Genomic DNA, 15,345 nt, shown 5'->3' on the forward strand with positions numbered 1-15,345 from the left:
CAACAGTGCCCCTGCGGGGCGCGGGGGAGAGTCGGGAGGGGTGGGACGGGACTTCGGAAGGTCCCTGCCGGGCGGCCCGGGCCGGTTGTCGGCGGGATGCGTCAGAATTGGTGACAGGGCCAGCGCACACCGATCGCCGGGACCCTCGGCGGTCACAGCATCAAGGGGCACGGATGTCCGGACTGATCGACACCACGGAGATGTATCTCCGCACCATCCTCGAACTGGAGGAGGAAGGTGTGGTGCCCATGCGCGCCCGCATCGCGGAGCGCCTCGACCAGAGCGGCCCCACCGTCAGCCAGACGGTGGCGCGCATGGAAAGGGACGGTCTCGTCGCCGTCGCCAGCGACCGTCATCTGGAGCTGACCGAGGAGGGCCGCCGCCTCGCCACGCGGGTCATGCGCAAGCACCGGCTCGCCGAGTGCCTCCTGGTCGACGTCATCGGCCTGGAGTGGGAGCAGGTCCACGCCGAGGCGTGCCGCTGGGAGCACGTCATGAGCGAGGCGGTCGAACGCCGCGTCCTCGACCTCCTGCGCCACCCGACCGAGTCCCCCTACGGGAACCCGATCCCGGGCCTGGAGGAGCTGGGCGAGCAGTCCGAGGCCGATCCATTCCTCGACGCGGGCATGGTCTCGCTGGCGGACCTGGAACCGGGCGGCGAGGGCAAGAACGTCATCGTGCGCCGCATCGGCGAGCCCATCCAGACCGACGCCCAGCTCATGTACACGCTCCGTCGCGCGGGCGTGCAGCCGGGCGCCGTGGTGAGCGTGACGCGCGCGGCGGGCGGCGTTCTCGTCGGCAGCGGCGGCGAGGCCGCGGAGCTGGACACGGAGATCGCCTCGCACGTCTTCGTCGCGAAGGGCTGAGCCGAAGACCGGGACGGCCGAGCCGAAGGCCGGGACGGGGGCCCGGGCCCGGAGGGAGCGCCGGGAAGCGGCGGTTCTGCACGGCGGGGAAGGGGCGTCCGGGTACGGCGGTAGGGAGATGCGGCGGTACGGGGCTACGGCGCTATGGAGCTGAGGCGGTACGGCGGCTGTGCGGGGGCGCGCTTCGACTGTGTTCGGCCGCCTGCCGCTCCGCGTGCCGGGAGACCGCCGGCGTCGGCTTCGCCGTGCTCCGACGTATGCCATGAGCGGTACGGGAGGGCCGGGCGGCGAGCGACGCGGACCGGGTACGGGACGCGCGAGCGGTGGGACCACGCGCCCGCCGTGCGGAAGTGCGGCCTGTGCCGGGTGGGGTGTGGCACGTACGGGTTGGCGCGCGCCGGTACGGGTACGGGGCGGCTCCGAGCCCGGGGCTGCGGCGCGCGGTGAGCCCGAAGCCCGTGGTCCGGGACTGCGGCGCGCGGTGACGCCGGTGCCTGGTCCGCCCTGAGCAAGTCTCTTGCGCGCGCTGGGAGAGGCGGTCCCGTGGGGGCGGCAGCCGAGCCGTGTTCCCGGTGCCGCTGGCCCGCCCCCCTCGCGCTTTCGGTGGCCCGCGCCGAGGCTCGGCGGTCCTTGCTCCCTTGGCCGGAACTCCCTGTGTCCGCCGTCCATCCGATCGCTGATTTCGCCGAGTACGGGACGCTTTGGGTGGAGGGGAAGCGGACCGGAGGCGTCCGGAATGCGGGGGGTGTTCCCGGTTTTGGTTTTTTCTGGGCCGGGTGGGGCGCGCTGACCGGCGAGGCGTGTCAGTCTGACGCGATGGGACGGTGGAGACCCGCGGTGGCTCACCGGGGAGGCTCCGTGTGCGCGCCGGGCCCCGGCGCCTCGCGGCGCCGGAACCCGGTCCCCCCTGCGCTGACCCGGAGCCCCGAGCTCTCAGGGTCACCCCCGGGCGGGTCCGTTCCGCGAGGAACCCGCCCCTCGGCTGAAATCTCCCCCGTGCCACGGGCGTCAACCTTCCTCGGCTGTCACTCGTACGAGGGGACTTGGGCGGAAAACCGTGGTTTTCCGCCGGAAATCGAATGATGTTTCGATAGCGTGTGGATCGCGGGGTTCGGGGGCGCCGCGCGGAGTTGGACAGGAACAACTGGGGGTGCCGGGACCGATGGTGCGCCGGATCGATGTGGCAGGGGCGGGCGGAGTGCGGCTCGCGGCGTGGGAGTACGAGGGTGCGGTGCCGGGGAGTGGCGGGTTACGCCCCGGTGTCCTCCTGCTGCACGGGCTCCTGGGGCGGGGCTCGCACTGGGCGGGCAGCGCGGGCTGGCTCGCCGAGCGGCACCGGGTGATCGCGCTCGACCAGCGTGGGCACGGGTCGAGCGAACGGTCCCCCGGCGCGTACTCGCGTGCGGCGTACGTGGGGGACGTGCGTGCCGTGGTGGAGAGTCTGGAGCTGGGCCCGGCGGTACTCATAGGTCACGGGCTCGGCGCGTTGACGGCATGGCAGTTCGCGGCGCAGCAACCGGAGTCGGTGCGGGCGCTCGTCATCTCGGACATGCGGGCGTCGCCGCTCGGTTTCGCCGCACTGCGGGAGTGGGTGGACTGGCTGCGCGGCTGGCCACTGCCGTTCGCCTCGCTCGCCGAGGCGGAGAAGTGGTTCGCCGCCGGTGATCCCTGGCTGGAGCGGCCCAACGCGGCGCGCGGCGCCTACTACGCGGAGATCATGGACCGCGCGGCGGACGGCTGGCGGCCCGTCTTCGACCCGGAGCACATGATCACCTCCCGCGAGGCGTGGGTGCACGACTCGCACTGGGACGAGCTGTCCCAAGTGGCCTGCCCGACGCTGGTGCTGCGGGGCACGGCGGGCGAGCTGGGCCGGGCCGAGGCACAGGAGATGGTCCGCGTGCTGCCACGCGGCCAGTACGCGGAGCTGAGAGGAGCAGGCCACTTGGCCCACTACGAACGACAGGAGGCATGGAGAGAAGCGGTCGAACCCTTCCTCGCGGGCGCGTTGACCTCCTGAGGAAACCGACCAGGCCGAACGAGGCTTGCCGGAGGGTGAGTTCGGCTTGGGCTTCTCCGCCTCTGTCCTTACCTCCGGCCGCACCGGCGGGGCGGAACGGCCCGTCGTGGCGGAGGGGGGTGAGGCCACCGCGATGGAGGCCGCGACTGCTGAGCCGGGTGGCGGGGAGGGCCGGGCATGTGGCGAGGGGAGCTAGGGAGCGTATTCGGTTGTGATCAAGAGGCTGCTCGTGTGAGGTCCTTGATCCAGATCATCGAGGCGCGTAGGTAGAGTCCGGCGAGGTAGCTGTCGGGGGTCTTGTCGTAGCGCGTGGCGATGCCTCGCCATGCCTTGAGCTTGTTGATCAGACGCTCGACGGTGTTCCGCTCCTTGTAGAGGTCTGCGTTGTGGCTGACGGGCCGGCCGCCGTGGGAGCCCTTCTTGTTCCGGTTGGCGGCCTGGTCCTTCTTCTCCGGGATGACCGCTTTGATACGGCGTTTGCGCAGGTGGGCACGGTTGCCGCGGGACGAGTACGCCTTGTCTGCGGCGACCGCGTCCGGCCGGGTGCGGGGACGGCCGACGAGCCCGCGGACCCGTACCTTCCCCAGCACTGGGATGAACTGCGGACTGTCGGCGGCCTGCCCCTCGGTCAGGATGAACGCCAGCGGGCGGCACCTCCGGTCGCCGGCGACATGGATCTTGCTGGTCTGCCCGCCCCTGGAGCGTCCGAGCAGGGCGGCCTTCAGCCGAAGTTTGCGTCGGCGCCGGACGCGCCGTCGTTCTTCCCGCGCGGGATCGCTTTCGGTCTCCTGCCCGGTTTGTTCGTCGCAGCCGCCCCCTTTGACCTGGCCTTCTCCGCCTCGGCGGCAGCCTTCTCCAGAGCGGTGAGGACCTCCTCGTCCAGGTGCATGCCGGCCGCGTCGTGGTGGGCACGGGCGGTGGTGGAGTCGATGCTGACCAGGGACAGGTCCACCTCACCGCGCTTCGCGGCTTCCGCGATCAGGCCCTCCAGCAGGGCCTCGAAGACCCCGGCGTCACGCCACTGCCGGAAGCGGTTGTGGACGGTCGACCAGGCGCCGAACTCTGCCGGCATCTCCCGCCACTGGCCGCCCGTCTTGAACCGCCAGATCACGCCCTCGAACTGCTGCCGCAGCCGCTCGGGGTACGGGCCGTACTCGCCGATCGGCAGGTACGGCTCAATGAAATCCCACTCCGGGTCGGTCAGTTGCACTCGCGTCACGTACGACGGTCTACCGGACCAGACCGTGCCACGAAGGCACATCCCGCAGATTGATCACGACTCGATACGCTCCCTAGCGACGGGGTGCAGTGAGGAACGGGGCCGGACGGAGGGCGGGTTCGTCGGAGGCTTCGGGTGATGTCCACGCGCGTGCCGCGCCTGCGGCGAGAAGGAGCGATGTTCCGGCGCGGCCTGGATTCGCTGCGAGGGTTGGACGGCAGGCTGTGGGCCGCCTCCGTTCGCTCGCCCCGGGGGGTGAGCGTCGGGGCTGAACGGCGCCGGACGGGCACTTGGTCCGGCAGCGGTTCCGTCTGGGGGTGCCGCGTCGGCGCTCGGCGCGGGTGGCGTGTGGAGGTAGCGGGGCCGGCCTTTGGCGGTGGGGGCTGGAGTGTGGCCGGGGGTGGGCTGCGGCTGCGCGGGTGCCCGGGGCTCGGGTGTAGGTGGGCGGCTGGCGTCATGGGGAGTGCGGAGAGCTGGGTTCGGGGCGAGTGGGCTGTGGGTGCCGACGTTCGGGCCATGCAGTCCTCGGCGTTCGGACCGTGCGATCCGTACCGGCCCAAGGTGGGTTTCGTCCGTTCGGGCTGACGGGTTGATCGGTGCGGGCGGTGAGTTCGGTGTGGGGGCTGGTCGGCCCGTTTCTGGTGACGCCTTGTGCGTGCGGCCCGTGTGGAGGGCGGGGCGCGATCCACGGTGATGCGGGGGTGGCCGGCGTCCGGCGGGCCCAATGTGATGGGCGTGCGGCGGTCTGCCGTGACGAGGGGAGGGTCGCAGGTTCTGGTAACGGGAGGGGAAGGAGGTCGTCACGTTGCAGGGATGGCGGCGGCTGTGGGAGGCCGACGGCGTTGATGTGGGGTGGGCGTCGGTCCGGGCCGGGTGAGGCTGAGGGGTGCCGCGCGCCCCCGCGCACAATCGGCGTGCGGGGGCGCACGGCCGTAATGCCGTCCGCCCCAGGGGGTCGCGCCCGATTCACCCGCAGGCACCGGGTCCTGCGTGCCGACGCGGTCTCGGCGTGCAGGCCCGGCGGTCGACCAAGGCCGTGTCATGGGGGCTCCCGCGCTGATCGACGGGCCTGCGCGCGGCCACGGACCGTGCGCGACCCGCAGCGGTGAACGGCCGGGCTGCACGCGGGCCCGTCCCCCTTCAACGGCCCGATGGGGCCTGCCCGGGTAGCCCGCCGGGGCGATACGCCCGGCGGCGTTGTGGCCCGGCGGCGTTGTGGCCCGCGCCGCCTCGCGCCGTACGGCCGCCTTCGCTTCGGGGAACGGCCGACAGGCGGGCCTGGCGCGCACCGGTGTGGGGCCCGTGTTCGGGGGCCCTGGCCCCGAGCCTCGACGTGCCGGACCGGTATGCCAACCCCCGGCCCTGGCGTGTCGGGCCCGTGTCCTGGTCCGCAGCCTTGCCGTGTCCGACCCAATCCGTGGGCCCCGTCCCGTCCCCATCGTGCAGAACCCGCGCGCCGCCTCTGGCCTCGACGTGCCGGAGCCGCGCCCCGGCCCCTGGCCTCTATGTGCCGTTGCTCGCGAGCGATGGCTTCTTCCCGCCGGGGCCTGGCTGCACGGGTTCGGCGCGACGCGTGGTCTCGCCTCTCGGGCCTTCGGCGGGACGACGCTTCGGCGGCTTGCCTTCGGCGCTGTCATCTGGCTCAGCGGTCGGCCCTCGCGCTTGGAAGTCGCCGCCCATGGGGCCACGCTCCCGCCGTGGTCCAAACCCTCTCGAACGGTTTCCGGCCTGGGCACGCTCGTCTGTGTCCTCCCTCAGCCGGGGACCGTCTCTTCGCGACGCGCGGCGGTCTCGCCTGTCCGTCCTTCGGTAGGAAGGCGCTTCGATGACTTGTCTTCGCCGTCTTCGTCCTGAGTCTGCGGCCCGGCCCCGCGCGAGCGGATTCGGCCCGTCGGTCACGCTCCCGCCGTGCCTGGACTCTCTAGCACGGCTCCCGGCCCGGGCGCGCTTGTCCTTGTTGCCCCTCAGCCCCGGGGAGCCCTCCCTTGACGTGATGTGGTTCTGCTTGCCAGGCGTTCGGTGGCTTGCCTTCGTCGCCTTCGCGCTGGCCCTGCGGTCCGCCCTCGCGCGAGAGGATTCGTTCCCATGGGGCCGCGCTCCCGGCGTGGTCCGAACCCTCTCGAACAGTCGCGGCCCGGGGGCGCTTGTCCCTGTCGTCCCTCAGCCGGGGATCGTCTCCGCGCGACCCGGAGCGGTCTGACCTGCCGGGCCTTCTGTGGCTTGCCTTCGTCGCCTTCGCGCTGGCCCTGCGGCCCGCCCTCGCCCCCCGGCCACGCTTCCGCTGTGGCCCGGGGGCTTTGCCTTGTCGTCCTTCGGCCCGGGACCATCTTCCCGCGACTCGGGGGCGCCTGCCGGGCGTTCGATGGCGTGCCTTCGTCGCCCTCGTCCTGGTTCTGCGGCCCGTCCTCGCCCCCGGCCGTGCTTCCGCCGTGGTCCGGGCCCTCTCGAACGGTTCGTGGCTCGGGCGCGGTTGGCCTTGTTGTCTCTCAGCCCGGGATTGTCTCCGTGCGACCCGGGGTGGTCCCCACGTGCCGGGCCCGCCGCGGCTCGCCTTCGCCCGGCCTGCCCTCGTCCGGGACGAACCCCCAACGAGCCGCGCCCCCGCCAGGGCAAGAAGCCCTCGAACGGCTTTCGGCTCCCGGCCGGGCGGGCTCGGGTGGTGTCGTTTGTCAGTTCGGGATCGTTTCCCTGCCGCAGGCGTAGGCCAGGGGGCTGATCAGTTCCTGGGTGTCGGGGAGCCAGCGGTTGGCGGGGGTGGGGCGGCGGGCCCACTGGACGGCGCCCTGGCCGCCGAAGCGGGTGGGCGGGGCGACGAGCCAGGAGCCCTCGGCGAGGGGGCGGAGGCCCAGGGCCTCGGGGGACCAGCCGAGGCGGCGTACCAGGTCGCCCGCCTTCGCGGCGCCGCCGGGGAGGACGAAGAAGCGCATCCGGCGGTCGGGAGCCCGGGTCACCGGGCCCGGTGTCACGCCCATGCGTTCCATCCGGGCCAGGGCGAGGAAACCGGCCGTCTCCGGTACTTCGATCGCGTCGAAGGTCCGGCCGGTGGGGAGCAGGAGCGCCGCCGCGGGCCGTTGCGTCCACATCTCGCGCGCCACGGTCGCGCTGCCGGTCGCCCGTGCCGCCCAGTCCTCGTCCGCAGGGTGCGCCCCGGGGGCCGGGCAGGCGCGCTCCCCGCAGGAACAGCGTTCCACTCCCTCGGTCGTCTCCAGCCAGACGCCGGGGACGACGTCCCAGTGCCGTTCTTCGGCGTACCGCGCCGCGGTATCGCGCAGCGGCTCACCGTGCTGCTGCGAGGGAATCCTGCCTGCTCCGGTCACACCGAGGGTCTCTTCCACGCACAGCACAACTCCCGCTGCGAGCGGGGGTTACGGGGCGGCTACGTCCCCGCGCGGCGCGCCGCGCGCGGGGAGGGGCACCGACCCGGAGTGCGGGGCGCACGGGGGCATCGCCGGGGGCGCGCGGGAGCCACCGGAGCCGGGGGCGGGTACCCAGGAGGGAGTGACTTTCCGGAACCCCGGGGGAGTGCGCCGCCCCGGGCATATGCGGACTCCGGCGGGGGGCCCGGCAGAGAGAGGAGAAGAAACCGGAACGCCGCCGTACGCACCGGCGGGCGGGCAGGCAGGGTGCGGGGGGCCACTCGCCTCTTCCCCGCCGTCCTGCCACCGCACGCGACAGCATCGCTACCGCACCCCGCTCCGCCCCGCCGCACCCTTCGGCCCGTCTCACACGCGGCAGTACCGCCGCCCCACCTCCGCTCCACGGCGGCAGCACCGCCGCCGCCCCGCCGCCGCCCCATGCGTCCCACCTTTCCCGCCTCTCCCACCCCGACCCGCTCCCCTCGCCGGCCCGCGCGACACACCGGGAGGGGAGAAGTAATACCGGATAGGTCCCCTTTGGGGTGCATCTTCGCTTTGTCCGCAGGGCAGTGATCAGCCAGGTGGCGCAGCGCACGCCGCCCAGCAGGTCAGCCACACGGTCCGTACCGGCCCGGTGCCCCGCCTCGGCGGGTCGTCCGCCGGCGCGGGCCCGCAGGTCAGCAAGTAGCCAGTCCAGACCCAGTCCACGACCACGCCTTTCGGCTCCGTGACCGGGACGGCGACCGCGAACACGACCGCACGACCGACCCCGTGAGCCGAGCGCGAGCGCGCTCGCGAGCGACGGAGAAGGCCGCGCGGACCGTGCCCGGGCGCGTACCGGTGACGGAACGGGGCGTACCTTTTGGGGGTTTCACCATGGCCGCGAGGCCGCTAGTCGCACGCCAGCCGAACGAACGGCTCCAGGCGCTCATCCAGGAGGCCGGCTGCTCCAACGCCGGTCTCGCCCGCAGGGTCAATCTCTGCGGCGCCGAGCACGGACTCGATCTCCGGTACGACAAGACGTCCGTGGCCCGCTGGCTGCGGGGTCAGCAGCCGCGGGGGCGCGCGCCCGCCGTCATCGCCGAGGCCCTCGGGCGCAAGCTCGGGCGCACGGTGACGATCGACGAGATCGGCATGGCCAACGGCAAGAACCTCTCCTCCGGCGTCGGCCTCCAGTTCTCGCCGACGGTGCCGGGGGCGATCGAGCAGGTCTGCGAGCTGTGGCGCAGCGACGTGGGACGCAGGGACTTTCTGACCGGTTCCTCGGTCGCCTCCTCGGCGCTCGTGGAGCCCAGCAGGGACTGGCTCATCTCGATGCCGGACGCCCAGGTCGCGCGCAGCGGCGGCCCCCGGGTCGGGGCCTCGGACGTCGCGGCGGTACGGGCGATGACGACGGCGCTGGACCAGCTCGACCACAGCTACGGCAGCGGGCACGTGCGGCCCGTCGTCGTGCACTACCTGAACAGTGTCGTCTCCGGGTTGCTCTCCGGTTCCTACCGGGAGCCGGTGGGGCGGGAGTTGTTCGCCGCCGTGTCGCGGCTGACCGAACTCGCCGGCTACATGGCCGTCGACACCGGGCAGGCCGGGCTCGCCCAGCGCTACTACATCCAGGCGCTGCGGCTCGCGCAGGCCGCCGGGGACCGGGCGTACGGGGGGTACGTGCTCGCCGCCTCGATGAGCCACCTCGCGGCGCAGCTCGGCAATCCGCGCGAGATCGCGCAGCTCGCCCGGGCCGCGCAGGAGGGCACGCGGGGGCAGGCCACGCCCCGCGCGCGGGCGATGTTCCAGGCCGCCGAGGCGCGCGGGCACGCGCTGCTCGGGGACCGGCGCGCGGCGCACGAGGCGATCGACCGCGCCGAGAACGAACTCGCGCGCTGCGAGCCGGACAGGGACGCCGACCCGGAGTGGATCGCGCACTTCGACGAGGCGTACCTGGCCGACGAACTAGCCCACTGCCACCGGGATCTGGGCGAGCCGGAGCAGGCGCGGCGCGCGGCCTCGCGGGCGCTGGCCGGGCACCCCGAGAGCCGTACGCGGCGCCGCGCGATCGGCTACGTGCTGCTCGCGACGGCGCAGGTCCAGCAGCGCGAGATCGAGGAGGGCTGCCGCACCGCGCTGCACGCCGCCGAACTCCTCGCCTCGCTCCGCTCCGACCGGGGCGCGGAGTACCTGGAGGACTTCCGGCAGCGGCTCGACCCGTACCGGGAGGAGTCGGTGGTACGGGAGTTGCGGGGCCCGCCTCGACCTGCGCGCGGCGGCCCTGAACGGAGAGCGGCCGCCCCCCCGGCACGGGAGGACGGCCGCCTCGCGGGACGCCGGAAGCGGGCAGCCGTCTCCCGGGCGGGGCGGATGGTCGGCTCTCTCCGGCGGGAGCGGGCAGCCGTGTCCCGGCGACGGAAGCGCTCAGCCGTCTCCCGGCGACGGATGCGGTCAGCGTCTCCCGGGCGGGAGCCCGCCCCCCTCTCCCCGGTGGGGGCGGGCGGTCGGCTCTCTCCGGCGAGGGCGGGCAGCCGTCGCCCGATGTGCGGGTGGCGGTGTTCCCGGCGGCTGCGCGCGGCCGTGCCTCGGGCAGGGGCGGACGGTCGGCTCTCCCTGGCGGGTGGGGCGGCCATCTCCCGGGTGCGGATGGCCGTCTTCCTGGCGAGTGCGCGCAGCCGTGCCCTTGGCGGGGGTCCGCTGCCGTGTCTCCGGTGGGGCGGGCGGCCGGGTCTCCCCGGTGGGAGCGGCAGCCGTCTCCTCTACGGGTGCGCGCCGCGTGCCCCCACCGGGGAGCCCGCAGCCGTCTCCCGGTCCCCGCCGTACGGGGCGAGCCCCCGTCCGCCAAGCACCGGCCGGTCGCCGGGGGCGGAGTGGCGTCCGGGCGCGGTTGGTCGTGCGGCTCGTATGTCAGCTTGTCGTACCCGGCGGTGTGTTGACGGTGCGGGGGTGATCGTGCGGGGGCGGGGCGTTTCCGTGGGAGGCGTTCTGACCTGCGGCGGAGTCCGGGGGCGGGTGCGCGCGTGGCCGGTCGCGGGGAGACCGGGTAGCGTGACCCGACGATTCCGAGGGTCCCCCATTCGTAGGAGTTCCGGTGGCGCAGAGCGGTCATGGCGGGCAGCCGTATCCCTCCGAGGGCGAAGGTGCCCACTACCCCGGCACCTCGGGAACGCCTGCCGACGGCACCCCCTGGGCGCCCTCGCCCGGCTACGACGCGTACGGCAACCCGCAGCCCGACGCGCACTCCGGCGGTTACGGCTACCCGCACACCCCGCCGCCCGCCGGCGGTTACGGCTACCCGCCGCCCTTCGAATCCCCGCACGGCCCCCACGGCGCGCACGGCGGCGGCGACGCCGAGGCCACGCAGTTCATCCAGCCCGTCGGGCCCGGCGGGGACGACAACCAGGCCACCCAGTACATCGCGCCGGTGCCGGGCGCCGGACCGCTGCCGCCCGAGTCGGCGGGCCAGGGCACCCCGTACTACGCCGCCGCCCGGCCGCCCGCGCCCGGCGGCGCGGGCTCCGATGCCCAGGCGACGCAGTACATCCCGCCCGTCCCCGGTGGCGGCGCCCCGCAGTTCCCCGGCCAGCCGGGCCCGCCCCCGGTCCAGCAGGCCCCCGCCCCCGGCCCGTACGAGGAAGCCCCCACCCAGCCGCCCGCCGAGTTCGACAGCCTCTTCCGCAGCGACGGCGAGGGCGCGACGACGCAGATGCCCGCCATCAGGCCGCAGTCGCCCCCGCCCCCCGCCTACGGCTACCCGCCCCCGCCCCCCGCCTACGGCTACCCGCAGCAGAGCGGCCCCGGGAAGGCCCCGCCGCCCGCCGCGTACGGAAACGGCCACGGCAACGGCGGCTACGACGACGGCGGTTACGACAACGGGTACGACAAGTCCGCGCGCGGGGGCGGCGGCAACCGCAACAAGGGCCTCCTCATCGCGATAGGCGGCGTCTGCGTCGTGGCGCTCGGCCTCGGCCTGGGCGCGCTCTACGGCGGTGGCGGGGACGACGGCGACGAGGCGAAGACCTCGCCCGTCTCGGCGACCGCGTCCGAGACGCGGCAGAACGGCGACGGCGCGAAGGGCGACAAGAAGAGCGAGCGGCCCTCGCCGTCCGCCGACCCGGTCAAGGAGCAGGCCGTCGGGCTCGACAAGCTGCTCGCGGACTCCAACAACAGCCGTGACGCCGTGGTCCGTTCGGTCGGCAACATCGGCGGCTGCAAGGACCTCGGCAAGGCGGCGGCCGACCTGCGCGACGCGGCCCGCCAGCGCAACGAGCTCGTCAAGCGCCTCGGACAGCTCCCCGTCGACAAGCTGCCCCGCCAGGACGAGCTGAAGAGCGCCCTCGCCCGCGCCTGGAAGGCGTCTGCGACGGCCGACAACCACTACGCGGCCTGGGCCGACCAGACCGGGAAGCACGGCGGCTGCCCCGGCGGCCACGCCCGCTCCACGAACCAGCGCAACGCGGGCGACCGCGCGAGCGGCCAGGCCACGAGCGCCAAGGAACAGGCGTCCGGCCTGTGGAACGAGATCGCGACGAAGTACGAGCTGACGAAGCGGGACAAGAGCCAGCTGTAACGGCTTTGGCGGCTGTGGGGCTCTAGCTGCCGGGGCCCGCGCGGGCGGCGGGGGCCGGGACCGTGGAGGCAGGGCGTGGAGGCTCGCGGAGGCAGGGTGCGTGGCCTGTGGAGGCAGGGGGCGCGGCCCCTGCGGCGGGCCCGGCGGGCGGTTCTCCCCGGTGGAGCGGCGGCGGGCCTCGCGCCCCCCCCGGGCCTGGCCGCCCCGTGCCTCGGGCCCACGGTTTACTTCGGGGTCGCAGGGCAACTCGTAGCGCGACCAAGACCACGCCGTCGCACCAGGCTGGTCCCCCGCCGAGTCGCCCGAGGAGCCCCATGCCCCGCAGCCCCCGTCTCCTGCTCACCGCCCTCGCCCTCACGGCGACGACCGCCTTGCTCACGTCCTGCCAGAGCGACGACTCCGGCGACGACAAGGCCGAGAACGCCGCCGCGGCCTCCCCCGGGCCCGCCTCCTCGCAACCGTCCGAGACCAAGACCCCCGAAGCCGCGAGCGGCGGGTCGGCGAGCGCCACCACGGGCTCCGGCGAGGGCAGCGGCAGCGACGGCGGCGACGGAGGAAGTGGCAAGGAGGTCACGGGCACCTGGCACGGCACCGTGACCCACATGGCCCCCGGCAAGTACCTGGTCAAGGACGCCAAGAGCGGCGACCAGGCGTTCCTCACGAGTACGACGACCGACATCGGGGGCCCAGAAGATCTGCGGGGACGGCGGCCAGTCCGCCACGCGCTGCACCGCCGCCCAGCTCGAAGCCGCCGCCCGCAAGGGCCTCCCCGCCACCGTCACGCTCAAGAAGGGCGTCGCCACCAAGGTCGCCGAGGACCACCCGGCCGGCGGGGGCACCGAGGCGGACCAGCCGAAGAAGGTCTACTGGGAGGGCGTCTCGCACTACCTCGCCCCCGGCAAGTACTCGGTCACCGACGACACGACGAAGAAGGAGCGCGCCTTCCTCCTCTCCAGCAAGACCGTCACCAACGGCAACGGCTGGATCTGCGGTACCGAGGAGAAGTCCCGGCGCTGCACCTCCGCGCAGCTCGACGCGGCCACGAAGAAGGGCAAGCGCCTCGTCGTCAAGATCGCCGACGACGGCACGGCCACCACCATCGACGAGCAGCACAACTGAGCCCCCGGGGCCGGGCGGCACGCGGACCACGGCTCCCCGCGCCGCCCGGCCCGCGCGCCGTACCGATCCGCCCCCGGACACCCGGCCCGCACCCCGCCGAGCCTCCGCCCCTTCACCCCCGCCGAGCCCTCACCCCCGTCCGCCCCGCACCGGCTCGCTCTCCATCGCCTGGCGGGCGTCCCCCGTGGGGCCCGGACCGGTGCCCGTGGACTTCGCCGGGACCAGGCGGCCGTCCCGGACCTCCAGGTGGGTCACACGGGTGTTCGCGGTCCTGGGATAGCCGATGACCGAGCGGGCGTAGTCGTCGCCCCAGCTCAGGGTGGGGGTGAGGCCGCCCGTCGTGACCTTCGTGCCCTTGTCGAGCGCGTCGCGCACCGTCCGCGCCGTCACCGGGCCCTCGCCCAGGGACTCCACGATCCGGCGCAGCGCCGTGTACGCGATCCACGTCGTCTGCACGCCCCCGTCCGCCGGGTCGATCGCGTTGTCGCCGAAGGCGTGCCGCGCGATGACCCGCCGCATCGCCGCCCAGCGCGGATCGGACGACGGCGGGTACCAGCTCGTCACGGCCGCGCCCTCGTACGGTCCCGCCGCGCCCCCGGACCGGTCGACCAGCCGCTGGCTCACACTCCCGAGCACCGAACCGACCCGCACGGCGGGCGCCGCACCCGCACCCGTACCGCGCGTAGCGTCCGCGCCGCCCGTCCCGCCCGTGGGCGCCACGCGGCGGAAGGAGTCCACGAACGCCGCCGTGCCGTCGCCGAGCGCCACGCTCACGCAGCGGCGCCCCGCCGGGGCCGGGGCGAGCCGCCCGAGCACCGTTCCCGCCTGCGGCGTGTAGTCGCTGGCGTCCGCCGGGACGGGCACGTCCACGACCTCGCCCGCGCCGCCCGCGCCCCGCAGCCCCGCGCGCAGCAGCTGCGGCCAGGTGTCCCCCGTGACCCCCTCCGGGCGGACGAGCGCCACGCGGTCGCAGTCCGGGGCGAGTTGCGCGCCCTGCGCGGCGATCAGCGCGGGCAGCCCGCCGTTGACCGGGTACGAGTCCGGGTTGACGAACTCCTCGTGCGCGATCCCGTACCCACCGAGGTACGGGATGCCCGCGAGCGAGATCGGCGAGAAGAACGCCGCTTCCTGCTCGCTGTACGAGCCGACGACCGCGACGGCCTTCTCGCGCACCGCCCGCCGGGCGCACTCCGCCGCCGCGACGGACTCGTCGCCCTCGTCGCACACCAGGACGCGCAGCTTCCGGCCCCCGAGGCCGCCGCTCGCGTTCACCCACCGTTCGTAGGCGCGTGCCATGGCCGTCGTGCCCGGCGCGTTGGTGCCCGTCGTGTGCAGCGGCGCCCACGTCATCACCGTGACGGGCCGCTCCTCGTCCCCGCCGCCCGGCAGCAGCCCGCAGCCGCTCGGGAACAGCAGCCCGCACAGCGCCCCGGCGAGCGGCGCCCGTGCGCGGCGGCGCCGGGCGCGGGAGCGGAGTCGGACACGTATCGGGAGCGGGCCGCTGGTCATGGCCTCGGAGCCTGGCCGCCGCGTGCCAACCCGCGCGCTACCCACGGTCAACGGGCGGTGACGTCGGGGTGAACAGCGGGGGACCGGTACGGCGGCTTCCGGGCGGAACGTACGATCACTGACCGTGCAAAGCCCGGAGAACCCTTCACGCCGCAGCCGCCGCTCCTCCACCATGGGGGACATGCCACTCAACGACATGCCGTGGTGGCGCTGGCGCAGCACCGTGCGTTCCGCGCTGCACATGCTCTCCGACCCGGCGTTCCAGCAGGAGTACTGGCTCGCGGGGCGCGAGGGGTACGGGGACGTGACCGACGCCGTGTACCGGCTGGTCGAGGACACCTGGCTCGACAACTGGCCCGCCGAGCGCTACCTCGGCTCGGTCTTCCGCGACGGCGAGGAGACGACGCTGGTCGACGCCGCCGTGCTGCGGGTGCTGCGCATCCTGCACGAGGTGGGACCCGACGCGCCGGCCGCCACCTACCTCCAGCACCCCGGCTGGCCCGAGGCCCTCGCCGCCTGCCGCGCCGCCCACGTCCGCCTCGCCCTCGCCGACGGCGACGACCCCGACCGGCCCCCGCGCACCCTGGGCGAACTGCGCACCCTTCTGCGCACGGCCTGACGGCGGGACGGGGGCGCGGGGACGGGGCGGGACGGGGAACGGGGCGGGACGGGGAACGGAGCGGGACGGGGCACGGGGCGGGCGCACGCGG

The 15,345-nt window shown here is 74.4% G+C and carries 7 protein-coding genes and 2 pseudogenes; 5 read left to right on the plus strand and 4 right to left on the minus strand.

The genetic code is table 11. From position 1 onward, the window contains the following. Positions 1 to 173 precede the first annotated feature (173 nt). Both SSBG_RS16770 and SSBG_RS16775 read left to right on the plus strand, forming a co-directional pair. Positions 174 to 866 carry a metal-dependent transcriptional regulator gene (locus tag SSBG_RS16770; RefSeq protein ID WP_007825591.1) on the plus strand — a complete coding sequence of 231 codons (693 nt, stop codon included), beginning with the start codon at positions 174 to 176 and terminating at the stop codon, positions 864 to 866. Between the two features lie 1,162 nt (positions 867 to 2,028). After that, entirely contained in the window at positions 2,029 to 2,883 is an 855-nt protein-coding gene (locus tag SSBG_RS16775) for an alpha/beta fold hydrolase (protein ID WP_050776784.1), read from the plus strand. Between the two features lie 215 nt (positions 2,884 to 3,098). On the opposite strand, the pseudogene SSBG_RS31360 reads toward SSBG_RS16775, so the two are convergent. Next, positions 3,099 to 4,102: pseudogene (locus SSBG_RS31360) on the minus strand (IS5 family transposase). 2,669 nt (positions 4,103 to 6,771) lie between these two features. Beyond that, the gene (locus SSBG_RS16790) at positions 6,772 to 7,437 is read right to left on the minus strand and encodes a bifunctional DNA primase/polymerase (protein WP_008747290.1); all 666 of its coding nucleotides are present in this window, start codon (positions 7,435 to 7,437) and stop codon (positions 6,772 to 6,774) included. 897 nt (positions 7,438 to 8,334) lie between these two features. Here SSBG_RS16790 and SSBG_RS31365 point away from each other — a divergent pair. Both SSBG_RS31365 and SSBG_RS16805 read left to right on the plus strand, forming a co-directional pair. Continuing rightward, positions 8,335 to 9,718, plus strand: a pseudogene (locus tag SSBG_RS31365) (transcriptional regulator); the annotation flags it as partial. An 810-nt stretch (positions 9,719 to 10,528) separates the two neighbouring features. After that, the gene (locus SSBG_RS16805; RefSeq protein WP_037869979.1) at positions 10,529 to 12,007 is read left to right on the plus strand and encodes a hypothetical protein; all 1,479 of its coding nucleotides are present in this window, start codon (positions 10,529 to 10,531) and stop codon (positions 12,005 to 12,007) included. Between the two features lie 657 nt (positions 12,008 to 12,664). Here SSBG_RS16805 and SSBG_RS33715 read toward each other — a convergent pair. Continuing rightward, entirely contained in the window at positions 12,665 to 13,120 is a 456-nt protein-coding gene (locus SSBG_RS33715; RefSeq protein WP_199781376.1) for a hypothetical protein, read from the minus strand. Positions 13,121 to 13,255: 135 nt separating this feature from the next. Further along, a complete protein-coding gene (locus SSBG_RS16815; protein WP_050776785.1) occupies positions 13,256 to 14,635 on the minus strand; it encodes an ABC transporter substrate-binding protein in 1,380 nt (459 codons plus the stop codon). A gap of 118 nt (positions 14,636 to 14,753) precedes the next feature. Here SSBG_RS16815 and SSBG_RS16820 point away from each other — a divergent pair, with 118 nt between their 5' ends. After that, entirely contained in the window at positions 14,754 to 15,254 is a 501-nt protein-coding gene (locus SSBG_RS16820; protein ID WP_008747294.1) for an SCO4402 family protein, read from the plus strand. The last annotated feature ends 91 nt before the right edge of the window (positions 15,255 to 15,345 follow it).

The organism is Streptomyces sp. SPB074, assembly GCF_000154905.1.
In the GTDB taxonomy this organism is placed as follows: domain Bacteria; phylum Actinomycetota; class Actinomycetes; order Streptomycetales; family Streptomycetaceae; genus Streptomyces.

Bases quoted from the DNA above. Each gene is read 5' to 3' on its own strand.
- SSBG_RS16770 (WP_007825591.1), top strand. From the start codon at position 174: ATGTCCGGACTGATCGACACCACGGAGATGTATCTCCGCACCATCCTC.
- SSBG_RS16775 (WP_050776784.1), top strand. From the start codon at position 2,029: ATGGTGCGCCGGATCGATGTGGCAGGGGCGGGCGGAGTGCGGCTCGCG.
- SSBG_RS16815 (WP_050776785.1), bottom strand. From the start codon at position 14,635: ATGACCAGCGGCCCGCTCCCGATACGTGTCCGACTCCGCTCCCGCGCC.